The organism is Campylobacter sp. CFSAN093227, from assembly GCF_012897855.1.
GTDB lineage: Bacteria > Campylobacterota > Campylobacteria > Campylobacterales > Campylobacteraceae > Campylobacter_D > Campylobacter_D jejuni.
This window is the reverse complement of record NZ_CP040610.1, coordinates 1,629,525-1,654,807: the sequence shown is the minus strand read 5'-3', so window position 1 is coordinate 1,654,807 and position 25,283 is coordinate 1,629,525. Positions and strand designations below refer to the sequence as shown.

The window sequence follows — 25,283 nt, the reverse complement described above, 5'->3', positions numbered from 1 at the left end:
TGCTAAAACTTATATAAAATTTTCCAAAGCACAAATTTGAATTTGCTCTTTTTTTAAATTTTCTTTGATTTTTTTAACAAATTCTAAAGCTTTTGCATTATCCCCATGAACACAAATACTATCGGCTTTTAAATCAATTTCTTTGCCATTTATGCTTGTAACTTTGCTTTCTTTTATCATTTTTATCACGCGTTTGATAGCTAAATTTTCATCGTGTATTAACGCCCCTTCTAATTTTCTTGAAACTAAAGTGCCATCATCATTATAGGCACGATCTGCAAAAACTTCATTAGCATATCTTAAACCCTTTTTCTTAGCTGCTTCATTCATAGCAGAATTACTAAGCCCTAGAAAAATAATATTTTCATCAAAACTCGCCACTGCCTCACAAAGTGCTAAGGCTAAATTTTCATCAATAGCTGCCATATTATAAAGCGCCCCATGGGCTTTAAAATGCTGTATTTTCATACCTTTTGCCTTAGCAAAGCCAAATAAAGCTCCTAGTTGATACAAGGCATAGTTTTTAGCCTCTTCAAAGCTTATTTGCATATTGCGTCTTCCAAAACCCAAAAGATCAGGATAAGATGGATGTGCTCCTATGCAAACACCATTTTGCTTGGCTAAATTTAAGGTTTCATCCATCACACAAGGATCACCCGCATGAAAGCCACAAGCGACATTTACTGAACTTACAAATTTTAAAATTTCTTCATCCATTCCCATTTTATAGGCGCCAAAACTTTCCCCTAAATCACTATTTAAATCCACTTTGAACATTATTTGACCTTGTATATTTAATTATTGATTTTATTATATCTAAAGAAGAATTTTAAATAAGCTAAAAGTTTTGAAAAATAAATAAAAAAGTTACAATAAGTAAAAAATGATATTTTAAGCAGGTTAAAACCTGCTTAATTTTTAGTCTTTTCTTGTTTTTGCATCAATTACAAATAAAGGTTTATTAAGAAGTTTAAAATCAGCAATGAAATTTAAAGTCTTATCACTTGTTACCCATTTGATAAATTTACTAGCTTCTGTATAATTTACATTTTTACAATGCTTAGGATTTGTCGCTATAACAGAATAAAAATTTTTAAGACTATCATCGCCTTCATTTACAATGACTAAGTTTGGTTTGCCTTTTTCATTGGCTTCATATTTGATATAAGTACCACGATCGGTTAAAATCACACCTTTTTTTTCTTCAGCAATTTTAATGCTTGCTAACATACCTTGTCCGCTTTGTTGATACCAGCTTTGCTTTTCAGGAACACCGCCAAGATTTTTCCAAAGGCTTTTTTCTTTATTGTCAGTGCCTGATTTATCGCCTCTTGAGATGAAAGTAAGCTTTTCATTTTTGATAAGTTCTAAGCTTTCTTTTAAATTTTTACCTTTAAATTTAGAAGCTAAAGATTTATCTGCGATGATGATAAAATCATTATACATCACAGGAGTTCTATCTACACCAAAGCCTTTTTTCATAAATTCTTTTTCAGCCTTTGGAGAATGCACAAAAAGCACATCAGCATTGCAATCTTCACCCATTTTTAAAGCCGCACCTGTTCCTACGGCAACCCATTTTAAGGTATTGCCACTTTCTTTTTCATAAAGAGGTTTTAGAGCATCTAAAAGTCCTGTATTGTCAGTGCTTGTTGTAGTTGCCATTTTAAGTTCTGCTGCACTTGCACTTAAAGCTAAAGCAAGGGCTAAAGAAATGATTTTTTTCATTTTTTTTCCTTATAAATTTACATAAAAAAATATTTTAGCATAATTATGCTAAAATTACTTATTTTAAAAAGGATATTTTTGGATTATATTTTTGATGGTTTTAAACAGGCTTTATTTTTACTTTTCAATGCTGATGAAAGCGTAATTTCAGCTATAAAAACTACACTTTTAAGCTCAAGTATTTCTATAGTTTTAGCTTTGCTTATAGGTTTTCCTTTGGGATTTATCTTAGGTTTTTTTGATTTTAAATTCAAATGCTTTATAAAACTTATCATAGATACTAGCCTTTCTTTTCCAACAGTTGCAGTAGGACTTATACTTTATGCACTGATTTCAAGTCGAGGACCTTTGGGAGAATTTGGACTACTTTTTACTATAAAGGCTTTAATTTTAGGGCAGTTTATCTTAGCACTTCCTATAGTGATCGCACTTTTTTCAAATTTGATAGAAAATATGAATAAAAAACATTTTTTACTTATAAAATCTTTTCACCTAAGTCCTTTAAAACTTGTTTTAACGATGATTTATGAATTACGCTTTGCTTTGATTAGCGTCGTTGCACTAGCTTATGGACGCATTGTAGCAGAAGTAGGAGTAGCGATGATAGTAGGTGGAAATATCAAATACGACACTAGAACCATAACCACAGCTATTTCACTTGAAACTAACAAAGGCGAATTTGCTAGCGGTATAGCTTTGGCTTTGGTTTTAATTCTCATTGCCTTTTGTTTAAATTTCATCACGCACAAACTCAAAAGAACATAAAATGATAGAAATTTCTAATCTTTTTTTCAACTATCAAAACAAAGAAGTTTTAAAAATCAAAAATTTAAAACTTGATACAAGTAAAATTAGCATCTTAATGGGAGCGAATGGAAGTGGAAAATCTACATTTTTAAGAATATTAAAATTTTTAGAAGGAGATTTTTCAAAAAATATTTCTTATTTTGGAAATTTTAAACCTAATAATAAACAAAAGCGTGAAATTTATTTGCTTTTTCCAGAGCCTATTTTGTTAAATCGTAGTGTAAGGGCAAATTTTTTATTTACCTTAAAAACTTATGGGATTAAAGAAGATATTGAAGAACGCATAAAAGAAAGTTTGATGTTTTTAAATTTAGATGAAAGTCTTTTAAGTAAACATCCTAATGAACTTTCATCAGGACAAAGTCAAAAAATAGCTTTTGCTATAGCTTTAAGCGTAAGAGCGAAGTATTATTTACTTGATGAACCAAGTGCTTTTTTGGATAAAAATACTACACTTTTATTTAAAAAAGCTATTCTTAAAATGCATGAAAATTTCAATACAGGTTTTTTAATCGCAAGTCATGATAAACATTTTTTAGATTCTTTGGCGCAAAAAAAGCTTTATTTACACAGTGGAGAAATTTTAGAATTTGAAAATACTAATGTTTTTGAACTAGAAAATCAAGGTGTGAAATTTTGTAATTTTATAGATTTTAGTAATTGTAAAAAATATAAAGATTTTAAAAAACCTCCAAGTAAAATTGCTATTGATCCTTATAAAATTTCTTTTTTTAATTCTAAAAATATTCCAAAAAATAATTATGATTTTATTTTAGAAAAATGTTATATTATAGCACTTAGAAGTAGGAAAAGTGATGTTTTTATAAGGGTAAGTTGTATGGATAAAATTTTAGAATTTGCCTTGGAAAAACAAGAATTTTTAAGATTCGATTTAAAATTATACGAAGAACTTAGTCTTTATTTTTATGAAGATGCAATATGTTTCTTAAATTAACATACATTATAAAATTTAAATAAAATATTACAAATATTCCCATTTTTTATAAAATTTATCTTAATTATTTTTTAAATTTGTATTTAATACAAATAAACTCTTATATAATGTTTAAAAATAACTATATAAGGAGTTTTTATGCTTAATCAAAATAATCAAGAGCTTTTTAAGCCAAGTAAAGAATTTTCTTGTAATGCTCGTATAAAAAATTTATGCGAATACTATGATTTATGCGATGAAGCCAAGGAAGATTTTGAAGGTTTTTGGAAAAGACAAGCATTTGAGAAGATTGAGTGGTTTTCGCCTTTTTCAAGAGTGCTAAATGAGGATAAAGCTCCATTTTATAAATGGTTTGAAGGTGGAACTTTAAATGTAAGTTATCAATGTCTTGATCGTCATATGAAAACAAGACGCAATAAAGCTGCTTTGATTTTTGAAGGTGAAATGGGGGATTATGAAGTTTATACTTATAGAAGATTATTGCATGAAACTTGCAAGGCAGCCAATTTGCTTAAAAAATTCGGAGTAAAAAAAGGCGATAGGGTTGTAATTTATATGCCTATGATTCCAGAAACAGCTATAGTAATGTTAGCTTGTGCAAGGATTGGGGCTATTCATAGTGTGGTATTTGGAGGATTTTCTCCAGAAGCTTTGCGAGATAGGATTATAGATGCAGGAGCTAAACTTGTAGTAACAGCTGATGGTGCTTTTCGTCGTGGCAAACCTTATATGTTAAAACCTGCAGTAGATAAGGCTTTAAGTGAAGGGTGTGAAAGTGTAGAAAAAGTACTTATAGTTATACGCAATAATGAGCCTATAGAATATATTAAAGGAAGGGACTATGTTTATAACGAACTTGTGAAAAATGAGTCTTATAAGTGTGAACCCGAAATTATGGATAGTGAGGATTTGTTGTTTTTGCTTTACACTTCAGGATCAACAGGTAAGCCAAAAGGAGTTATGCATGCAAGTGCAGGATATATACTTTGGGCACAAATGACTATGGAATGGGTTTTTGATATTAAAGATTATGATAATTATTGGTGTAGTGCTGATGTGGGTTGGATTACAGGACATACTTATGTAGTTTATGGGCCTTTAGCATGTGGAGCAACGACTATAATGCATGAAGGAACTCCTACTTATCCAAATTCTGGGCGTTGGTGGAGAATGATAGAAGAGTATCAAATAAGCAAATTCTACATTTCGCCAACTGCCATAAGAATGCTTCATGCTGATGCACCTGATGAGCCAAGAAAATATGATTTAAGTACGCTTGAAGTGCTTGGAACGGTTGGAGAGCCTATCAATCCTAGTGCTTGGAAGTGGTTTTATGATGAAATAGGGGGAACTAAAAGTCCTATAGTCGATACTTGGTGGCAAACAGAAACAGGTGGGCATATGATCACGCCTTTACCAGGCGCTACTCCTTTAAAACCAGGTTGTGCTACCTTGCCTTTGCCAGGAATTTTTGCAGAAGTTATTGATGAAGAAGGCAATAAAAAAGATGAAGGTGAAGATGGATTGCTTTGTATAACCAAACCTTGGCCTTCGATGATTCGTGGAATTTGGGGTAATGATGAACGCTATATAGAAAGTTATTTTTCTCAAGCTAAAAAAGATGGAAAAGCTGTATATTTTAGTGGCGATGGTGCTTTTTATGATAAAAATGGTTATATTACCATCACAGGAAGAACAGATGATGTGGTTAATGTTGCAGGACATCGTATAGGAACGGCTGAAATTGAAAGCGCTATTGCTAAACATCCAAGTGTAGCAGAATCAGCTGTAGTGAGTATTTTGGATACGATTAAGGGCGAGTCATTGTTTGCTTTTGTGGTTTTAAGTCCTGCATCCAGTTGTGATCTTGGCGGAGCTATAGAAACTTTAAAAGAACTTAATGACATTTTAAGAGTAGAAATAGGACCTATAGCTAAAATAGAAAAAATTCTTTATACTCCAGGTTTGCCAAAAACTAGAAGTGGTAAAATAATGAGAAGAATTTTAAGAACTATAGCAAGAGGTGAAGAAATCAAACAGGATATTTCAACACTTGAAGATTCTAAAGTAGTAGAAACCATTGTTAAATTAGCTAAGGCAGAGTTTGAATAACAAGGTAAAAAGAACTTTGCCTAGTTGCATGAAAATTCATAAAAATAAGCTATAATGATAAAAAAATAAAAGGAAATTTTTATGCTTCAAACTTGTATTTTCCCTGCGGCAGGTTATGGGACGAGATTTTTACCTGCAACAAAAACTTTACCTAAAGAGATGTTACCTATCTTAACCAAGCCTTTGATCCATTATGGAGTTGATGAAGCTTTAGAAGCAGGAATGGAAAATATGGGATTTGTCACAGGGCGTGGAAAAAGAGCTTTGGAGGATTATTTTGATATTTCTTATGAACTTGAACATCAAATTTCAGGTACAAAAAAAGAATACTTACTTGATGAAATTCGCTCTTTGATCAATCGTTGTACCTTTACTTTTACAAGACAAAATCAAATGAAAGGCTTAGGTGATGCGGTTTTAAAAGGTAGACCTTTGGTTGGCGATGAAGCTTTTGGCGTAATTTTGGCTGATGATTTGTGTGTTAATGAAGAAGGCTTAAATGTTATGGCTCAAATGGTAAAAATTTATGAAAAATATCGCTGCACCATCATAGCTGTGATGGAAGCACCAAAAGAGCAAGTTTCAAACTATGGAGTAATTTCTGGAAATTTTGTAGAAGAAAATCTTATCATGGTTAATTCTATGATAGAAAAACCAAGTCCTGATGAAGCTCCAAGTAATCTTGCTATCATAGGAAGATATATTTTAACTCCTGATATTTTTGGAATTTTAGAAAATACTAAAGCGGGAAAAAATGGTGAAGTCCAACTTACCGACGCGCTTTTAACTCAAGCAACTAATGGTATGGTTTTAGCTTATAAATTTCAAGGAAAACGCTTTGATTGTGGAAGCGTAGAAGGCTTTGTAGAAGCGACAAATTATTTTTACGAGAAAAGTAAATGTTAAATAATACACTTTTTTTTAAGCAAAGTGAAATTCACACTATAAGTTCTTATGCAAATCGTATTAATGATGAGGTAAAAAGTGGAGATATAGGGTATTATCATCTTATTGATACAAGTTTGAATTTAATCGATGAGAGTTTGGCTTTTATCAAAGACAAAGAACACATAAAAAATATCGTTTTAGTGGGAATGGGTGGTTCAAGTTGTGGTGTAAAAGCCTTGCGTGATATGCTTTTTAATGAAAAAAGCAATCAAAGAGAACTTTTTATACTCGATAACACAAGTTCACATTCTTTTAATAAGACTTTAGAAAAAATCAAGCTTGAGGAAAGTTTGTTTTTAATCATCAGCAAAACAGGTAGTACTATAGAAGTTGTATCGCTTTTTAAACTTCTTATTGAACATTTTAAACTTGATATGCAAGAATTAAAAAAATACTTTGTTTTTATTACCGATAAGGATTCAAAACTTCATCAAGAAGGTGAAAATTTAGATATTAAATGCTTTTTTATCCCTGCAAATGTAGGAGGTCGTTTTAGCATACTTTCAGCCGTAGGTATAGTTCCGCTTTGTTTTTGTGGCTATAATGCCAAAGCTCTTTTAGAAGGAGCTAAAGCTTGTTTTGAAGATTTTTTTACTCATAAAAAAGATGAAATTTTACAAAAAGCCTATCATTATTGCACACACAAAAATGCCAATATCAATGTACTTTTTTCATATAGTGATGCTTTTAAAGGCTTTAATGAATGGTATATCCAGCTTATTGCTGAAAGTTTAGGTAAAAAGCAAGGCTATAAACGTATAGGTTTAACTCCTATTGCACTCATTGGAGCAAGAGATCAGCATAGTTTTTTACAACTCATTATGGATGGACCTAAAAATAAAACTGTAACTTTTTTAAAAATCAAAGACGCTCAAAAAGCACCTATTATCCCTGATATTCATTTTAAATTTTTAGATTCTTTAAGTAATAAAGTCAATCTTCACGAACTTTTAAACGCTCAATGTAATGCAACTATGCACGCTTTAATCGCTGAAAATTTGAGTGTTGATGTGATAGAACTTGAAAAACTTGATGCTTGGCATGCGGGATATTTGATGTATTATTATGAACTTTTTACTTCAACTTGCGGTGTTATGCTAGGGATTAACACCTATGATCAACCTGGTGTGGAAGTTGGAAAGTTGATCTTAAAAAATATATTAAATTCTTAATCAAAATTCATTAAAAAAGAGTATAATAATTTTAAGTTAAAATTATAATAAAAATTTTTAATTAATAATAATTATTATTTAAGAATTTTATGTTATAATTTTAAAAATTAAAAAAAGGAGTCAATCATGTCAGTTACAAAACAATTATTACAAATGCAAGCAGATGCTCATCATCTATGGGTTAAATTTCATAATTATCACTGGAATGTAAAAGGTTTGCAATTTTTTTCTATACACGAGTACACAGAAAAAGCTTATGAAGAAATGGCAGAACTTTTTGATAGTTGTGCTGAAAGAGTTTTACAACTTGGCGAAAAAGCTATCACTTGCCAAAAAGTTTTAATGGAAAATGCAAAAAGTCCAAAAGTTGCAAAAGATTGCTTTACTCCGCTTGAAGTCATAGAACTGATCAAACAAGATTATGAATATCTTTTAGCAGAATTTAAAAAACTCAATGAAGCAGCAGAAAAAGAAAGTGATACCACAACAGCTGCTTTTGCGCAAGAAAATATTGCAAAATATGAAAAAAGTCTTTGGATGATAGGTGCTACTTTACAGGGTGCTTGCAAAATGTAATTTAAGGGGCTTTATGCCCCAATTATACAAACTAGGTTATAATATCCTTTTTTAAAGGATAAAATTGAAAGTACTTAATTTTTTTTATGAAAATCACCCTAAATTTGAAGTAAGTTATGAAAGAAAAAATCAAATTTCAAAACCAAATATTATCATAAAAGGCCCACGATTTTGTGGTAAAAAAACACTTATTTTTAATTTTTTATCTCAATTTAAAGCAAGTGAAATTTTGTTTTTAGATTTATATGATACACGCTTTGAAAAACAAAGTTTAGAAAGACTTGCTGATTTTCTGAATGAAAATTTACAAATTAAAATTCTTTGCCTTTATAATTTGGATTTTATCCCTAATTTAGAAAAAATTAAAATTCCCATCATCTTAAGTACAAATATAAAAGATTTAAATATAAATGGGTTTGAAGAGCTTGAACTTGATTATTTTGATTTTGAAGAATTTATTAGTGTAAGTAAGAAAAATTTACCTATAAATAATTTAGTAGGTCTTTTTTTACAAAGTGGACGCAGTAAATTTGGAGAAAAAAACATACTTCTAAGACAAAGCTTTACTCTTTTAGAATTAGAAATTTTAAAGTATTTAGCTTTAAATTTGGGTCAGCAAATCAGTATTTCTAAGATATTTATAGAACTTAAAAAAAGATTAAAAACTTCAAAAGATAGTGTTTATCAAGCTATAAAAAAATTAGAAAATACTTATGTGATCTATACTTTAAAACATGATGAAAAAAAACTTCAAAAGATTTATTTTAAAGATTTTGGCCTAAGAAATAATCTTTGTATTTCAAAGGATTTTTCGCATTTATTTGAAAATTTAGTTTTAAGCGAGTTGTTTAAATTTAAAGAAGATTTTTTTTATAACAAATACTTTAACTTTTATAGCCAAATATCTAAAATTGCTTATATTTCAAGTCCAACTTTAGATATTGATTTGATTAAATTACGTGCTAAGAAAATTTTACCAAAGGCTTTAGAACTTGGAATTTTTCATGTGATTTTTATCACTCTTTCAAGCGAGGATAGTTTTTTTGAGCAAGGGGTTAAATTTGAAGTCATATCTTTTGATAAATTTTCACTTGGATTTTAGGTGTTGTTTGAGTTTGTATCGTATTTTTCAAGGTTGTATCGTTTGATGATTTTTGTAATAAGATTGATATAATATCCCTTGCGTTCAGAATAAGAATCTAAAGTTTTAATAGCCTCTAGTCCTGTTATCTCTTTGCCTTCGCTTGCAAATTTAGCTCTTGCATCGCGAAACTTTTCATAAGCAAAATGACGATTTAAATTTAAAACATAAGAGTAAACACTATCTTGCAGACTATCAAAAATCTTAATTTTATGTTTTTTATCTGGATGTCTTAAATCAGGAATTAAACCTTTCTCACCCCAAGTCCATTCTCCAAAAAGATTATTTGCTTCTCTTGCGAAGCGACTTGTACCTGTAGCACTTTCAACTAAAGCTTGGGCTATACCCATGGATTTTGGAATTTTTTGAATACGTTTTTTATATTCTGCAAAATCATAAAGATTTTCAATGCGATATTTGTTTTTTATCGTGATAAGTTTTTCAAGATTTGTTTGATTTGAAGTCCTAAAGCCTGTTTTGTAAGCATCTTTAAAAAAGGCTTCGATAAAAGCTCTTTCTTGTTCAATTTTTTTAAAGCTTTGATCAAACATTTCATTCATTTTTATAAAAAAAATTTGTCTTTTTTGATCTATATCAAGTTTGTAATATTCCTCTCCAAAGCCATTTTTTAGATCATCAGCAAAAAGTGGGATTAGAAAAAGACTAAGAAAAATTATAATTGGCTTCAAAACAATACTTTACCTTTCCTTCAAAAAACAATTCTTCATTTTTATATGTAAACCCAACCTCTTCACCACTTTTAGGAGTTATTTTAACTTTATTTTGTACTTTTTTATTTAAAAATGCCAGATAAAAACAAGCCCCCATTCCTGTGCCACAAGCTAAGGTTTCATCTTCAACTCCGCGTTCATACGTACGAACTTTTAAATGATTTTCATCTAAAATTTTTACAAAATTAACATTGGCATTATATTTTTGTCTCATTTTTTGACAAAGTATTGTATCAAATTCATCTAAATTTTGACAAAAATGCACTAGATGTGGAACTCCAGTGTCGCAAAGTTGCCAAGTTTTTCCTAATTCTTCAAAAGTATTTTGCACGCTTTTTATTTTGCCTAAAGATACTTCAACTTTATCTTGATTTACCTTTGCTTTTATTATTCCTGCACCGGTTAAAAAACTCATGTTGGGATTTATTTTGTTAATATGATGTGCAAAATGTGCCGCAGCCCTTGAGCCATTGCCACACATAGCAGCCCTTGAGCCATCGTTATTATAAAATTCCCATTCAAAGTCGTATTTTTCATGAGGCAATATCACGATAAAGCCATCCCCACCTATGCCCTCATAACGATTGCAAAGTTCTTTAGCTAAAGCACTTCTATCTTCTTTTCTATCAGCATTTGTTATGACAAAATCATTCCCACTTGCACAATATTTATAAAATTTCACATTTTTCCTTTGGAAATTTCTTGTATTACTTTAACACATTCTTGCCTAAAATCGGCATAAGAATTAGTATTTTTAATGATAAAATCTGCTTTTTTAAGTTTTTCTTCAATATCTATTTGAGAATCAAGTCTTGCTTTTGCAGCTTCTAAGCTGAGCTTATCTCTTTGCATGATTCTTTTAAGGCTTAATTCTTTAGGTGTGTAAATTACAATGACTTTGCCTAAATTTTCATAAGCACCGCTTTCAAAAAAAAGAGGAATTTCTACAAAAAAAGCTTTATTTTCTTTATCTAGAATTTGCATTTGTTCTAAAATTTTAGCTCGAATTTTAGGATGAGTGAAATTTTCTAAGGTTTTTTTAGCTTCTTTGTTGTTAAAAACAATTTCTCCAAGGATTTTTCTATCGATTTTCTTTTCTTTTGTGAGTAAATTTTTTAAGTTAAAGGGAGAAAAAATCTTTTCAAGTTCTAAAGCATTTTCATCTAAAATTTTATGAGCAATTTTATCTGCGCTAATGCTTTTAAAGCCTAAAGAATTCGCTATTTCTATAAAAGTGCTTTTACCACAAGCAATTGAAGCGGTTACAAAAAAAGCATTTTTCATCTTATGCCTTATTAAAACTTTTTTCGTTAAAATACCTTTTTAGTTCTTAAAGGAAAATAAATGAAAATTTCATATGAAGATGCAGGCGTAAGTATAGATAATGGAAATACCTTTGTAGAGGCTATAAAACCTTTGGTTAAAGAAACTTTTAATGATAATGTTGTAGGCGGAATTGGTTCTTTTGCTGGTGCTTTTAGAATGCCAAGTGGTTTTAAAAAGCCTGTGATTTTAGGTGCAACAGATGGTGTTGGTACCAAGCTTCGCTTGGCAATTGATGCTAAAAAATATGATACTATAGGGCAAGATTTAGTAGCAATGTGTGTGAATGATTTGATTTGTAATTTTGCTACGCCTTTGTTTTTCCTAGATTATTATGCTACAGCTAAGCTTGAAGTAGAAGTAGCAAAGGCTGTTGTATCAGGCATTGCCAAGGGATGTAAGATGGCAAATTGTGCATTAATCGGCGGAGAAACTGCTGAAATGCCTGGAATGTATGCAAAAGATGATTTTGATCTTGCGGGTTTTGCAGTGGGTATGGCTGAAGAAGATGAGATCGATAGAAGTAAATTTGTTAAAAATGGTGATATTTTATTGGCACTTCCTAGTTCAGGACTTCATTCAAATGGTTATTCTTTAGCTAGAAAAGTACTTTTTGAAAGTTTAAAATTAAAATTTGATGACAAGATAGGGGATAAAAATTTAATTGATATTTTATTAGAGCCTACAAGGATTTATGTGCGTGATTTTCTTACACTAAAGCCTTATATCAGTGCTCTAGCACATATTACAGGGGGTGGTTTAGTAGAAAATTTACCACGCGTTTTGCCTCGTGGTATGGGTGCAACTATACGCAAACATCATCTTAAAACTCCTGAAATTTTTTATACTATAGGACAGGCTGTAGAAGAAAGCGAAATGTATAGAAGCTTTAACATGGGAGTGGGTTTAGTAATGGTTGTAGATCCTTCTAATGTAAGTAAGGTTTTAGAAAATTCAGATGCCTTTATTATCGGCGAAATTTGCATTAATGAAGGTATTGTTTTAGAGTGAAAACAAATTATTATGATTATTTATGTGCTAAAATGTATGTAATTTTGCCCATAAAAGCCCATAAAGACAAACTAAAATTTTATCTTTCTTATGTAAATAAGAAAGATAAAATTTTTAGAGTTAATGTGTGGAAGTGGGCGGTTTTGATAAAAATTGCCAAAGATGATAAAACGAAATATTTTTGTTCGAATGTATTAAATAAAGGGTAAAATGCACAATTTAAATGAAGCTTTGTTTCAAAAAAAGATAAAAGAAATTCGCTTAAAAGCAATAGCGAGTATTATTTGTGGGTTTTTAGGTATCATTCCTTATCTTGGAGTTTTATTTGTTCTTGCGAGTTGGATTTTATTTTTTATTGTGCTTTATGATTTAAAAATCTATGGTGGTGCTAAAAATTTGTTTAAGAATTTCCTTATTAGTGTAGGGATTGGATTTTTTGGTATTCTTGTTAATACAAGTATTTTATTTGCAATGCTAAAGCCTAGAACTGGCATTTTTGGTGGGCTTTATTTTAATCAAGATAATATTTTTATGGCTATTGCTATATTTTTAGTATTACATTTTGCTATTTTGGCTTTAATTTTTCCTTTTTTGAAAGCTTTTTACTATGAAATTGCTAGAACAACAAAGCAAAAGTATTTCACTTATGCTTTTAATACCTTTTATTTAGGGCTTCTTACTTTGATTATCGGCATAGGCTTGGTGTTTTTGCTAGCAAGTTTGGTTTTCTGGATTTTAGCGTGGGTCAAATTTAAAGAATTTGATGAGCAAGAACTTTCAAATTTAGAAGAAAGATTGGCAAAAGCACAAAAAAAGGTTTTTGATTTTGATTTAAAATGGATTAAAATCACAATGGCTTCATTTATAATTTTAAACTTGCTCGTTTTAACATTTTCGTTTATATTAGAAGTTATTAGCTTTGAAGATTTTAGGTTTTACTACACAAAAAAAACTTTATTTTACACAGCCATAATCCTAGCTTTGCTTAGTGTGTTTTTGTTTTGTAAAAAGATAAAAAATTACAAACTTTTTATTTATTTTTTCATATGGCAAGGTTTAAGTGTTTTTGGTAGTCATCTTCTTTTTATTCCTGATTTTATGGTAGATCAACCACCAGAAATTGTATATGGAAGTTTAAACATAATATTAAGTCTATGCTATATTATTTTTGCTTTTTTATTTTTTAAAATTTTGATTCAAATTACAAAGGAAAAACTTTTTTATCTTATTTTTGCATTTTATGTTTGCATAAAAATTTTGATAATATTAATTTTCTTTATTTTTATGATGGTTGATAACTATTATATATTTACAAAAAGTCCTATAAAGATGCTCATAGATAATTATAAATTACTTTTTCAAGTTGTTTATTTCGTTTCATTTTTAATTGTTTGGCTTATGCTTAAAGGACAAAAAAATGTAAAAATATGTTAGAATGATGAAAAAATACTATTTTACGTAGATGTTTATTAGGATATATTCGTATGTCTTAAAGCTCTTTATGGGGTGTTAAGTAATTATAATATTTAAAAATTAAAAAATATATAGTTTATCCACATTTTATAGTTTAACTTCTAAAAATTTGATCATCTCTTTTTTCATTTTTTAGAGCTAGAAAACATATGAGTGAAATTGCTTTAAAGTTAGTTAGAGCAGTTGATACTAAATATTTTGATAAGAAATTTAAATAGATTGATTTTACTTAAATTAAAGACTTTTTGCCTCGTGATACAAAATTAAGTGATGAATTTTTAGTTAAATTGATATTAAATATGAAAAAATTATAAATATTAATACTTTTTCAAATTAATAGTAAATATAGAGGGTTTGATTTTTTCACAAAAGATTTGGATAGAACTTGCAAAAAACTTTCTTCAATATTTATACTTTTAAATTTTGATGCAAATCCTATTCAATATAGCATTGGCAAAATAAACTAAAAAGCTTAAAATAGCTATACTCAAAAGAATTCCAAACCATGCAAAATTTCCTGTTCCAAGATTTGAAACCGCGTTAGTAAGGATATTAACTCCACCAAGTGCTTTAATGCCTTTAGCACATACTCCAGCGGCGATGATTATGCTTACGACTAAGATAAAAATTTCAGCCATAGTCTTTTAAAATCACCATCATATCTTCGCCTAATTTTCTAGCATTTCTGTGTCTTGCAAATTCAACAAGAAAAACTAAAGAAATGCTTACAAAATTTGCTGTTACAACATCGAGCTTGATAGTAAAAAAATACGCTGTAAATAAAAATACAACAGGTAACCAAGGAAAGAGTATGTAAAAAGTAGGACATTTAGGATCAATGATTTGCGGAATTTCAACTTCATCATTTAAAACACCTTTTTCTTTATCTCTTTTATCAATCCAAGCAAAATAAAAAGGAATCAAGATGGCAATAACTACAACATAGGCAATCACACTATAAATTTGGTAATTTAAAAAAAGCCCTACGACATTATCACTTTGTCCTACCATATCTGCCATATTGATTGAATTTCCATCTTTTGGACCATAATCAAGTGCAATTAAAGAAAGCGCACATACAGTTGTAATAGGACGGATTTTAAGTGAGATTAAAACAGGATAAATACATGCTAACAAAAGCAAAAGCAATCCAGCATAGCTAGAAATGACGATTTTTAAAGCCATTCCAACAACAAAAGTTCCACTTAAAATCAAGTATTTATTTTTGATTTTTCCTAAGGGTTTATTTGCTAAAAAAGCAAGTTTTGCTGAAGCATTAATATGTTTCATATAAGCAGCAAAACCTGCCACACTCATGATAATAAGTCCTACTCCAGAAAGCTGACTTTTAAAAGTCGCTGTGATAAAAGCATAACTATCAAGTAAAACATTTAAAAGCTTGTATACTCTCTGCTTGGAGCTTTTGGTATAGGTGTTCCTGTGATATAAAAAGCAAAAATAAGCAAGATAATATTTGAAAGAAAAATACAAAAATGGGATCGTATTTTTTTGAGTATATCATAAAAATTAGCATAGGGTCTATTGAATTTACAATAAATTGGATTTTATCTAAATTTTTAAATAAAAAATATTTTTTATTTAAAAATTACTTGTTTTTTGTATTATAAAATTAACATATATAGTTTGGTTACTGAAAAGTTTATGTTTGTTTAAAAAATGATTTTTGTATTATAATTATACACAAATCATAAATATTAAAAAGGATCTAGTGTGGCAAGAATTTTGGCATTTGATATAGGAATAAGCTCTATTGGCTGGGCATTTAGTGAAAATGATGAGTTAAAAGATTGTGGAGTTAGGATTTTTACAAAGGCTGAAAATCCCAAAACAGGAGAATCCTTAGCCTTGCCAAGACGCCTTGCAAGAAGTGCTAGAAAACACCTTGCTAGACGCAAAGCAAGGCTAAATCACTTAAAACATTTAATCGCAAATGAATTTAAGTTAAATTACGAAGATTATCAAAGCTTTGATGAAAGTTTAGCCAAGGCTTATAAAGGATCTTTAATTAGCCCTTATGAGTTAAGATTTAGAGCTTTAAACGAGCTTTTAAGTAAGCAAGATTTTGCAAGAGTGATTTTACATATTGCAAAAAGGCGTGGCTATGATGATATTAAAAATAGTGATGATAAAGAAAAAGGTGCGATTTTAAAAGCTATCAAGCAAAATGAAGAAAAACTAGCAAATTATCAAAGTGTGGGCGAGTATCTTTATAAAGAGTATTTTCAAAAATTCAAAGAAAATTCCAAAGAATTTACAAATGTTAGAAATAAAAAAGAAAGTTATGAACGCTGCATAGCGCAAAGTTTTTTAAAAGATGAATTAAAGCTTATTTTTAAAAAACAAAGAGAATTTGGCTTTTCTTTTTCAAAAAAATTTGAAGAAGAGGTGCTTAGTGTAGCATTTTATAAAAGGGCTTTAAAAGATTTTTCTCATTTGGTGGGAAATTGTAGTTTTTTTACCGATGAAAAAAGAGCGCCAAAAAATTCTCTCTTAGCTTTTATGTTTGTAGCACTTACAAGAATTATCAATCTTTTAAACAATCTTAAAAATACTGAAGGAATTTTATATACAAAAGATGATTTAAACACGCTTTTGAATGAAGTTTTAAAAAACGGCACTCTAACTTATAAACAAACAAAAAAGCTTTTGGGCTTAAGCGATGATTATGAATTTAAAGGGGAAAAAGGAACTTATTTTATTGAGTTTAAAAAATATAAAGAATTTATAAAAGCCCTAGGTGATCATAGTTTAAGCCAAGATGATTTAAATGAAATAGCAAAAGATATTACCCTTATAAAAGATGAGATTAAGCTTAAAAAGGCTTTAGCAAAATATGATTTAAATCAAAATCAAATTGATAGTTTAAGCAAATTGGAATTTAAAGACCATTTAAATATAAGTTTTAAAGCCTTAAAACTTATCACTCCTTTAATGCTTGAAGGTAAAAAATACGATGAAGCTTGTAATGAGCTTAATTTAAAAGTAGCAATCAATGAAGATAAAAAAGATTTTTTACCCGCATTTAATGAAACTTATTATAAAGATGAGGTAACTAATCCTGTGGTTTTAAGGGCGATTAAAGAATACAGAAAGGTCTTAAATGCTTTACTTAAAAAATACGGCAAAGTGCATAAAATAAACATTGAATTAGCAAGAGAAGTAGGTAAAAATTATAGCCAAAGAGCTAAAATAGAAAAAGAGCAAAATGAAAACTACAAGGCCAAAAAAGACGCCGAACTTGAATGTGAAAAACTAGGCTTAAAAATAAATAGCAAAAATATTTTAAAATTAAGATTATTTAAAGAACAAAAAGAATTTTGTGCTTATAGTGGAGAAAAGATTAAAATTAGTGATTTGCAAGATGAAAAAATGCTTGAAATTGATCACATTTACCCTTATTCTAGAAGTTTTGATGATTCTTATATGAATAAAGTTTTAGTTTTTACCAAGCAAAATCAAGAAAAACTTAATCAAACCCCCTTTGAAGCCTTTGGCAATGATAGTGCAAAATGGCAGAAAATTGAAGTTTTAGCAAAAAATTTACCTACTAAAAAGCAAAAAAGAATTTTAGATAAAAATTACAAAGACAAAGAGCAAAAAGACTTTAAAGATAGAAATCTAAACGATACTCGCTACATCGCAAGGCTTGTTTTAAACTATACTAAAGATTATTTAGATTTTTTACCTTTAAGCGATGATGAAAATACAAAGTTAAACGACACACACAAAGGCTCAAAAGTGCATGTAGAAGCAAAAAGCGGTATGCTAACATCGGCTTTAAGACACACTTGGGGCTTTAGCACTAAGGATAGAAATAATCATCTTCATCACGCCATCGATGCAGTAATTATTGCTTATGCAAACAACTCTATCGTAAAGGCTTTTTCAGATTTTAAAAAAGAGCAAGAAAGCAACAGTGCAGAACTTTATGCAAAAAAAATTAGTGAATTAGATTATAAAAACAAAAGGAAGTTTTTTGAGCCTTTTAGTGGTTTTAGGCAAAAGGTTTTAGATAAAATTGATGAAATTTTTGTCTCAAAACCTGAGAGAAAAAAGCCAAGTGGAGCTTTACATGAAGAAACATTTAGAAAAGAAGAAGAATTCTATCAATCATACGGCGGAAAAGAAGGAGTTTTAAAAGCCCTAGAGCTTGGTAAAATCCGCAAAGTAAATGGTAAAATAGTTAAAAATGGCGATATGTTTAGAGTGGATATTTTTAAACACAAAAAGACAAATAAATTTTATGCTGTGCCAATTTATACTATGGATTTTGCTTTAAAAGTATTACCAAATAAAGCTGTAGCACGAAGTAAAAAAGGTGAGATAAAAGACTGGATTTTAATGGATGAAAATTATGAGTTTTGCTTTTCTTTATACAAAGATAGTTTGATTTTAATTCAAACTAAAGATATGCAAGAGCCAGAATTTGTTTATTATAATGCTTTTACAAGCTCTACTGTTAGTTTGATTGTTTCAAAACACGATAATAAATTTGAAATGCTAAGCAAAAATCAAAAAATATTGTTTAAAAATGCAAATGAAAAAGAAGTAATCGCAAAAAGCATAGGAATTCAAAATCTAAAAGTATTTGAAAAATACATAGTTTCAGCACTTGGGGAAGTTGCAAAGGCTGAGTTTAGACAAAGAGAAGATTTTAAAAAATGAGTTACGATGAAGCTTTTAAAACACTGCTTATTAGCTCTAATGCCAAGCTAAATTTAGAGCTAAATCATCTTGTGATTAAGCAAGATGAAAATATAGCCAAATTGTTTTTAAAAGATATAAATATCATCGTTTTAGAAAGCTTACAAGTAAGCATTAGTTACGCACTTTTTAACGCTTTTGCAAGGCATAAAATCATCTTGCTAACCTGCGATGAAACTCATAGTATAAATGGTGTTTTTACTCCTTTTTTAGGGCATTTTCAAAGTGCAAAAATCGCAAAAGAGCAAATGAATGTAAGTGCTCAAAAAAAGGCTATTTTATGGCAAAAAATCATTAAAAATAAAATCCTAAATCAAGCCTTTATCTTAAAAAAATACAATAAAATAGAGCAAAGCAATGAGCTTATAAATTTGGCTAAAAAAGTAAGCTTAAATGATAGTAAAAATATTGAAGCTGTTGCGGCGGCGCTTTATTTTAAAACTTTGTTTGGTACTTCTTTTTCAAGAGATGAGCTTTGCTTTGAAAATTCTGCTTTAAATTATGGCTATGCAATCATTAGGGCTTGTATTATTAGAGCAGTTTGCATAAGTGGGCTTTTGCCTTGGCTTGGCATAAAGCACGATAATATTTATAATTCTTTTGCGCTTTGTGATGATTTGATAGAAGTGTTTAGGGCTAGTGTTGATGATTGTGTTTTAAAGCTTAAGGGTGAAAGTGAGTTTTTAAGCAAAGATGACAAAAGAGCGTTGATTGGCAATTTACAAAGCAAAATCAATTTTGATGGGCAAAATTATCCTTTAAACAGAGCGATAAATCATTATGTGGCAAATTTTAAAAATGCTTTATTGTATGAAGATGAACTAAAGATAGTGAAATTTGATGATTGAAGATAAATTTATGCGTGTGCTTTTGATGTTTGATGTACCTACTAAAAGTAAAAAAGAGCAAAAACTAGCAAGTAAATTTAGAAATAATCTTATAAAATTAGGTTATTTTATGCTGCAATTTAGTGTTTATATGCGTATTTGCAAGGGTTTAAGTTCTGCAAAAAGTTCTATTGAAAATGTAAAAAAGATTTTGCCACCTTATGGAAATGTAAGGGCTTTAATCATCACTGAAAAGCAATTTGATAAAATGGAGCTTTTGCTTGGTGGCATAGTTTTTAACGAAAAAGTTAATAACGAAACCAATTTAACGCTTTTTGATATAGATAGTCATGGAGAATTTAAATATAAAAATTCAAATAATGAAGAAATTCAAATAAACAAAAAACAAGAAAAATATCATCAGCAAAATTTATTTGAATTTTAAAAGCGGTTTTAGGGGATTGTAACCCCGCAGAGTCCCGCAAACTCTTTATTTTAGTCCCTTTTTAAATTTCTTATGAGATTATAGCATAATTTTTGCTATTTTTCATGAAAAAACCCCGAAATTTTCATTATCTGGTAAATATCTATTTTACCATAAAGAAATTTAAAAAGGGACTAAAACTAATGCTTTGATTATAAAAATTACATAAATATTTTACCATAAAGGAATTTAAAAAGGGACTAAAACTGAGTTACCAAGATTAAAACTTCCTATGAGATTTTACCATAAAGAAATTTAAAAAGGGACTAAAACATGAGAACTTAAATAAGTTTATCAAAGATAATTTTACCATAAAGAAATTTAAAAAGGGACTAAAATAAACCCTAGTGGATTGAAACTCCGCTAGGGCTAATTACTCCACTAAAAGGAGGTTGCGAATTTGAAACTTATTGAAATTTAGGGTTGATTAAAATCGAAATAAAATTATTTAAATAATTTTAAGGCATAAAGATAATATCCACTAAACTTTCATTTTCTAAAATTTCACATTCTTTTGGCACCACCATAAGGGCAGCTTTATTGTTAAGATTGTTTATAATCGCACTAGAGCCTTCTTTTTTGCCTTCAAGATTGGCTAAAATGCGTCCATTTTCAAACTTTATGTTACAAGCGACAAATTCCAAATAAGGTGTTTTTTTCTTGTAACTTCCTTGTAAAAAGGCTTTGCAAATATAGTCTTTAGGCTGAAGTAACCAAGAGTTTAAAATCTCTCTTGCGTAAAGATTAAACATTACCATAGCCGAGTAAGGAAAACCTGGTAAGGCGATGATGAATTTTTCATTAGCCTTAGCTATTTTGATATGTCTACCTGGTTTTATGTCGGCTTTATCGATGATGATTTCGTATTCTTTGATGGCTTTTTTTAAAAAGTCAAAATCTCCCATAGAAACCCCGCCCGTTGTAACCAAAATATCACAACTTTGCAAAGCACTTTCAAGGGTGGAAAAAGTGGCTTTCTCATCATCTTTTAAAAGAGGAAAAACCCTTGTATCGCAATTTAAATTTTTAGCTAAATTAGCTATGGCGATATGATTTGAAGAGCGGATTTGAGCAGGATTTTCCAAGGCTTCTCCTAGATCTTTGATCTCACTTCCACTACTTAAAACCCCTACAATAGGCTTTATAAACACACTAATGTGAAAAAATCCAAGTTCAGCTAAAAGAGCTATCTCGCTATAATTTAACTTTGTGCCTTTTTTGAGTAAAATTTCATCTTTTTTATAGTTTTCTCCTACCGCACGCACGGCAAAAGCTTGGGGAACTTTTTTTTCTATAAAAAGAGTATCATTTTCTACGCGTACATTTTCAACAGGGGCTAAAGTATCGCTTCCTTCGCTCATGAGTGAGCCTGTAAAGGTTTTTACACAAGTACCATTTTGCACGCTAAATTGTGGCATAGTACCCGCAGGTGTGATACCTAAAATTTTTAAAGGCTTATCTTGATCTTCAAATTTGATCGCATAACCATCCATAGCCGAAGTTGGAAATTCGGGCTGATTTTTAGGGGCTTTTATGTCTTGAGCTAAAATGCGTCCTAAACACTCTGTAAGAGCTATTTTTTCAATCTTTTCATAAGTTTTAATATGAGAATGTAAAATTTTTAAACTTTCTTCATAAGACATTAACATTTTTTATCCTTTTAAAAGTCCTGCACCGCAAAGTTTGGTTGATCTTTCTTTGGCATAAATTCTTTCTTTGTTTATCACATCATACTTCCAAATGGGCGCACTTGCTTTAAAATCTTCAACAAATTCATTAAGAAGTTTAAGTCCTAATTTTCTTTGTTTGCTTAAAATTCCTGCAAAATACGAGCTTTCATGAACCGCCACATCGCCTATAGAGTGAGCAAAAAGCAAGGTAATACCATCAAAATTTACTCTTTTTTGCCACTCATCAAACCATTTTTTTAAAAGCGGTTCATAAATATCAAAACTAAGTGCCTCAATACCTCCTTCTTCACGCACAATACCACAAAAAGTCAGTAAAGCACCGCAGTTTTTATCCTTGGAAAATTCATACCATTGGCTATAAATTTTAGAAATATCTAAAGAGCCTTGATAAAGTGTAAAATGTTTCATTTAGCCTCCACAAACTGGCGGTAAAAGTACTATTTTATCACCATCTTTTAACTTGGTGTTTTCATCAAAAATGATTTCATCATTTAAAGATACAGCACAAAGTTCTAGCCATTCTTTTAAACTCTCATCTTTTTGCAAAATTTCTTTTAATTCTTTTAAATTTTTTACTTCAAGTTCTAAATTTTCTTTATTTATGGGGCCTAAAAATTCCACTTTTACCATTTTATTCCTTTACTTCTAAATTTCCCATCATTCCTAAATCTTCATGTTCTAAAATATGGCAATGATACATTCTAAGTCCTTTAAAATCTTGTTTCATTCTAAGTCTTAATTCTTCATTAGGACGCACATTTATAGTATCTCTGAAGGCTCTAAATTCGGCTTTTTGAACTTTGCCATTGAGTTTTGATGAGATGAGTTCAAATTGCGTGCCGTGTATGTGGAAAGGATGATCCATGTGAGATTTATTTATCACTATCCAGTCTTCAACTACTCCAAGCTTGGAGCTTAAATCAATGCGTTTTAAATCATAGCTTTTGCCATTGATTAAAAACATAGACGCAAGAGCGATTTTTAATTCGCTTTCACTTTTTCCCATCATACCATGCATTTGCATATGATCTTCACTCATGATTATTTCTTTAAATTCCTTAGGTTCTTCTGAAGGTTTGAAAATTTTTAAATTTTTTGGAAGTTCTACATTTTCTTTTTTTAGACTAATATTAGCTAAAAATAGGGTATTAGGTTCTTCTTTTACCATCATTTTATCCCTATCATAATAAGCACTTTCTAGCTTAAAATTCCCATCTTTTGGAGCGTCGATTAAAACTTCTGCACGAGAAGCAGGACTTAAGAAAAGTTCTTCTTTATAAATAGTTTTTTCTATAAGTCCACCATCAGTACCAACAAGTATAAACTTAGCCCCTTGTATGCGTAAATTTAAATATCTTGCCGCAGTAGCATTATAAATGCGTATGCGTTCGTTTGTGGCGAGTTTGATTTGAGGTTTAAATTGTCCATTAATGAGTACAAATTCTCCTTCTCTACCATTTAGCCAATCATTTAGGTTGTTGTTCGGAATTTGAGCGTTTTCATCAAGACGTAAATCGCTAATCATCAAATCTCTTTCTTTTAAATGACTTAAAGCATCTTTTTTTGCTTTGATCACAAAAGCCCCTGCTAAACCCATAAAAACTTGTTTAGAAGCGGTATAATGAGGGTGTGGATGATACCAGTAAGTTCCTGCGCTATCTTGAGGAATTTTAAAACGATATATTCTTTCTTCTCCTGCTAAAATAGGATCATGTGGGCTTCCATCTTGATCAGGCGGCACAGGAACGCCATGCCAATGTATAGTTGTAGCTTCTTTGAGTTTGTTTTTGACTAAAATTTCAAGTTTATCTCCTTCAAAAACTTCTATTTTTGGAGCAGGCACGAGGCCATTGTAAGTATAAAATAAGGTTTTTTTACCTTTGATAAGCTCTATATGATTTTCTTTGATTTCTAGGGTAGCACGAAAAATATTTTTTTCTTTACTTTCATTTTTGAGTAAAGGCAAGGCTTTTAAAATTTCTCCTTGGGGGAATTGTTTTGGATCTAAAAGTTTTAAATTTTTTGGAGCAAAGTTGATAAAAGAAGTATCTAAGTCATGATTTATAGAATGATTTTTATGCATGGAGTGCATATCGTGCATAGGATTTGCATAGGCTACACCCATACTTGCTAGAGTGAGTGCATTAAATTTTAAAAAATTTCTTCTATTCATTAGTTTTTCCTTTTGCTTGATTTTTTATATTATAGTCATTATTTTTTTAGTTTTAGTAAATATTTATTTTGAAAATTTGGTTTAATTTTGTTATGATTTTAGCAATTTAATCAAGGAAAAATAATGTTTTATGAAAAAATTCAAACTCCAGCTTATATTTTAGAAGAAGATAAATTAAGAAAAAATTGTGAGCTTTTAGCAAGTGTTGGTGAAAAAAGTGGTGCTAAAGTGCTTTTAGCTTTAAAAGGTTTTGCTTTTTCAGGAGCTATGAAAATTGTCGGAGAATACCTAAAAGGTTGCACTTGTAGCGGACTTTGGGAAGCAAAATTTGCTAAAGAATACATGGATAAAGAAATTCATACTTATTCGCCTGCTTTTAAAGAAGATGAAATAGGTGAAATAGCCAGTTTATCTCATCATATAGTGTTTAACTCTTTAGCTCAATTTCATAAATTTCAAGCTAAAACACAAAAAAATTCCTTAGGTCTTCGTTGTAATGTTGAATTTTCTCTAGCCCCAAAAGAACTTTACAATCCTTGTGGAAGATACTCAAGACTTGGAATTCGTGCTAAAGATTTTGAAAATGTGGATTTAAGTACCATAGAAGGACTTCATTTTCACGCACTTTGCGAAGAAAGTGCTGGTGCTTTAGAAGCTGTTTTAAAGGTTTTTGAAGAGAAATTTGGCAAATGGATAGGGCAAATGAAATGGGTGAATTTTGGAGGAGGACATCACATCACTAAAAAAGGCTATGATGTTGAAAAGCTTATTGCTTTGTGTAAAAATTTCAGTGATAAATACGGTGTGCAAGTTTATCTTGAACCAGGCGAAGCGGTGGGTTGGCAAACAGGAAATTTGGTGGCTAGTGTAGTAGATATCATAGAAAATGAAAAACAAATTGCTATTTTAGATACTTCAAGCGAAGCACATATGCCAGATACTATCATCATGCCTTATACAAGTGAAGTTTTAAATGCTAGAATTTTGGCCACAAGAGAAAATGAAAAAATTTCAGACTTAAAAGAAAACGAATTTGCCTATTTACTTACTGGAAATACTTGTTTAGCAGGTGATGTAATGGGAGAATATGCCTTTGATAAAAAGCTTAAAATCGGCGATAAAATTGTTTTTTTAGATCAAATTCATTACACCATTGTGAAAAACACAACTTTTAATGGCATAAGACTTCCAAATCTCATGTTTTTAGACCGTAAAAATGAACTTCAAATGATAAGAGAATTTTCTTATAAGGATTATTCTTTAAGAAATTAGTATTATTTATAATTTGCATAAAATGTTAATTTTACTCGGAAGAGAATCAAAGATATAAATTTTATGCAAAGTATTTTATTTTTTCAAATATAAAATCAACTCAAATATCTAATTTTTAATACTTTGGTATGATT

General features: G+C 29.8%; 22 protein-coding genes, 1 pseudogene and 1 CRISPR repeat array. Of the genes and pseudogenes, 13 read left to right on the top strand and 10 right to left on the bottom strand.

The genetic code is table 11. The annotated features are described in order from the left end of the window. Positions 1-9: 9 nt before the first annotated feature. Together FBF06_RS08530 and tupA are read right to left on the bottom strand one after the other, a co-directional pair. Entirely contained in the window at positions 10-777 is a 768-nt protein-coding gene (locus FBF06_RS08530) for a LamB/YcsF family protein (protein WP_002851457.1), read from the bottom strand. Between the two features lie 141 nt (positions 778-918). Beyond that, a complete protein-coding gene (gene tupA / locus FBF06_RS08525) occupies positions 919-1,728 on the bottom strand; it encodes a tungstate ABC transporter substrate-binding protein TupA (protein WP_002851335.1) in 810 nt (269 codons plus the stop codon). A 78-nt stretch (positions 1,729-1,806) separates the two neighbouring features. On the opposite strand from tupA, the gene tupB reads away from it, so the two are divergent. The 7 genes from tupB (at position 1,807) to FBF06_RS08490 (ending at position 9,400) form a co-directional block, all read left to right on the top strand. Beyond that, on the top strand, positions 1,807-2,493 hold the full coding sequence (gene tupB, locus FBF06_RS08520; protein WP_002855945.1) for a tungstate ABC transporter permease TupB: 687 nt from the start codon (positions 1,807-1,809) through the stop codon (positions 2,491-2,493). A gap of 1 nt (position 2,494) precedes the next feature. Next, entirely contained in the window at positions 2,495-3,490 is a 996-nt protein-coding gene (tupC, locus tag FBF06_RS08515) for a tungstate ABC transporter ATP-binding protein TupC (protein WP_002855825.1), read from the top strand. 138 nt (positions 3,491-3,628) lie between these two features. After that, positions 3,629-5,602, top strand: a complete 1,974-nt coding sequence (gene acs / locus FBF06_RS08510) for an acetate--CoA ligase (RefSeq protein ID WP_052796057.1) — start codon at positions 3,629-3,631, stop codon at positions 5,600-5,602. Positions 5,603-5,683: 81 nt separating this feature from the next. Beyond that, a complete protein-coding gene (gene galU / locus FBF06_RS08505) occupies positions 5,684-6,508 on the top strand; it encodes a UTP--glucose-1-phosphate uridylyltransferase GalU (protein ID WP_168977630.1) in 825 nt (274 codons plus the stop codon). Continuing rightward, a complete protein-coding gene (locus FBF06_RS08500) occupies positions 6,502-7,722 on the top strand; it encodes a glucose-6-phosphate isomerase (protein WP_038816767.1) in 1,221 nt (406 codons plus the stop codon). The genes galU and FBF06_RS08500 overlap by 7 nt, the downstream gene beginning before the upstream one ends. Positions 7,723-7,848: 126 nt before the next feature. Continuing rightward, on the top strand, positions 7,849-8,298 hold the full coding sequence (locus tag FBF06_RS08495; RefSeq protein ID WP_002851546.1) for a Dps family protein: 450 nt from the start codon (positions 7,849-7,851) through the stop codon (positions 8,296-8,298). Positions 8,299-8,362: 64 nt separating this feature from the next. Beyond that, complete coding sequence (locus FBF06_RS08490; protein WP_002860683.1) at positions 8,363-9,400, top strand: ATP-binding protein; 1,038 nt, start codon at positions 8,363-8,365, stop codon at positions 9,398-9,400. Here FBF06_RS08490 and FBF06_RS08485 read toward each other — a convergent pair. The 3 genes from FBF06_RS08485 to coaE are packed head-to-tail and all read right to left on the bottom strand — an operon-like array spanning position 9,397 to position 11,454. Next, positions 9,397-10,128: a glucosaminidase domain-containing protein gene (locus FBF06_RS08485; RefSeq protein WP_002855377.1), complete on the bottom strand. Its 732-nt coding sequence runs from the start codon at positions 10,126-10,128 to the stop codon at positions 9,397-9,399. The genes FBF06_RS08490 and FBF06_RS08485 overlap by 4 nt on opposite strands. Then, the gene (dapF, locus tag FBF06_RS08480) at positions 10,103-10,852 is read right to left on the bottom strand and encodes a diaminopimelate epimerase (protein WP_002867218.1); all 750 of its coding nucleotides are present in this window, start codon (positions 10,850-10,852) and stop codon (positions 10,103-10,105) included. The genes FBF06_RS08485 and dapF overlap by 26 nt, the downstream gene beginning before the upstream one ends. Continuing rightward, a complete protein-coding gene (coaE, locus tag FBF06_RS08475) occupies positions 10,849-11,454 on the bottom strand; it encodes a dephospho-CoA kinase (RefSeq protein WP_002909035.1) in 606 nt (201 codons plus the stop codon). The genes dapF and coaE overlap by 4 nt, the downstream gene beginning before the upstream one ends. A gap of 60 nt (positions 11,455-11,514) precedes the next feature. Between coaE and purM the strand changes: the two genes are divergently transcribed. Then, the gene (gene purM, locus FBF06_RS08470) at positions 11,515-12,504 is read left to right on the top strand and encodes a phosphoribosylformylglycinamidine cyclo-ligase (RefSeq protein ID WP_002909033.1); all 990 of its coding nucleotides are present in this window, start codon (positions 11,515-11,517) and stop codon (positions 12,502-12,504) included. A gap of 210 nt (positions 12,505-12,714) precedes the next feature. Beyond that, a complete protein-coding gene (locus tag FBF06_RS08465) occupies positions 12,715-13,938 on the top strand; it encodes a hypothetical protein (RefSeq protein WP_032582225.1) in 1,224 nt (407 codons plus the stop codon). A gap of 491 nt (positions 13,939-14,429) precedes the next feature. Here FBF06_RS08465 and dcuC read toward each other — a convergent pair. Next, positions 14,430-15,461, bottom strand: a pseudogene (dcuC, locus tag FBF06_RS08460) (C4-dicarboxylate transporter DcuC); the annotation flags it as partial. A gap of 247 nt (positions 15,462-15,708) precedes the next feature. Between dcuC and cas9 the strand changes: the two are divergent. Genes cas9 through cas2 form a run of 3 tightly spaced genes read left to right on the top strand, consistent with a single transcriptional unit; the run spans position 15,709 to position 19,974 of the window. Next, a complete protein-coding gene (cas9, locus tag FBF06_RS08455; RefSeq protein WP_168977629.1) occupies positions 15,709-18,663 on the top strand; it encodes a type II CRISPR RNA-guided endonuclease Cas9 in 2,955 nt (984 codons plus the stop codon). Continuing rightward, a complete protein-coding gene (gene cas1 / locus FBF06_RS08450) occupies positions 18,660-19,550 on the top strand; it encodes a type II CRISPR-associated endonuclease Cas1 (RefSeq protein WP_070318320.1) in 891 nt (296 codons plus the stop codon). The genes cas9 and cas1 overlap by 4 nt, the downstream gene beginning before the upstream one ends. Then, positions 19,543-19,974 carry a CRISPR-associated endonuclease Cas2 gene (gene cas2 / locus FBF06_RS08445; protein WP_002797817.1) on the top strand — a complete coding sequence of 144 codons (432 nt, stop codon included), beginning with the start codon at positions 19,543-19,545 and terminating at the stop codon, positions 19,972-19,974. The genes cas1 and cas2 overlap by 8 nt, the downstream gene beginning before the upstream one ends. Positions 19,975-20,118: 144 nt before the next feature. After that, positions 20,119-20,352: direct repeats of the CRISPR family, unit length 36 nt; unit sequence ATTTTACCATAAAGAAATTTAAAAAGGGACTAAAAC. A gap of 119 nt (positions 20,353-20,471) precedes the next feature. On the opposite strand, the gene FBF06_RS08440 is transcribed toward cas2, so the two are convergent. Genes FBF06_RS08440 through cueO form a run of 4 tightly spaced genes read right to left on the bottom strand, consistent with a single transcriptional unit; the run spans position 20,472 to position 23,877 of the window. Next, entirely contained in the window at positions 20,472-21,662 is a 1,191-nt protein-coding gene (locus FBF06_RS08440; protein WP_002858890.1) for a molybdopterin molybdotransferase MoeA, read from the bottom strand. A 3-nt stretch (positions 21,663-21,665) separates the two neighbouring features. Further along, a complete protein-coding gene (locus FBF06_RS08435; RefSeq protein ID WP_052805633.1) occupies positions 21,666-22,112 on the bottom strand; it encodes a molybdenum cofactor biosynthesis protein MoaE in 447 nt (148 codons plus the stop codon). Continuing rightward, positions 22,113-22,334, bottom strand: a complete 222-nt coding sequence (locus tag FBF06_RS08430) for a MoaD/ThiS family protein (RefSeq protein WP_168977628.1) — start codon at positions 22,332-22,334, stop codon at positions 22,113-22,115. 1 nt (position 22,335) lies between these two features. Further along, positions 22,336-23,877 (bottom strand): multicopper oxidase CueO, encoded by a 1,542-nt coding sequence (gene cueO / locus FBF06_RS08425; RefSeq protein ID WP_002874968.1) that lies wholly within the window; start codon positions 23,875-23,877, stop codon positions 22,336-22,338. Positions 23,878-24,000: 123 nt separating this feature from the next. Between cueO and nspC the strand changes: the two genes are divergently transcribed. Then, the gene (gene nspC / locus FBF06_RS08420) at positions 24,001-25,149 is read left to right on the top strand and encodes a carboxynorspermidine decarboxylase (RefSeq protein WP_100626671.1); all 1,149 of its coding nucleotides are present in this window, start codon (positions 24,001-24,003) and stop codon (positions 25,147-25,149) included. Positions 25,150-25,283 lie beyond the last annotated feature (134 nt).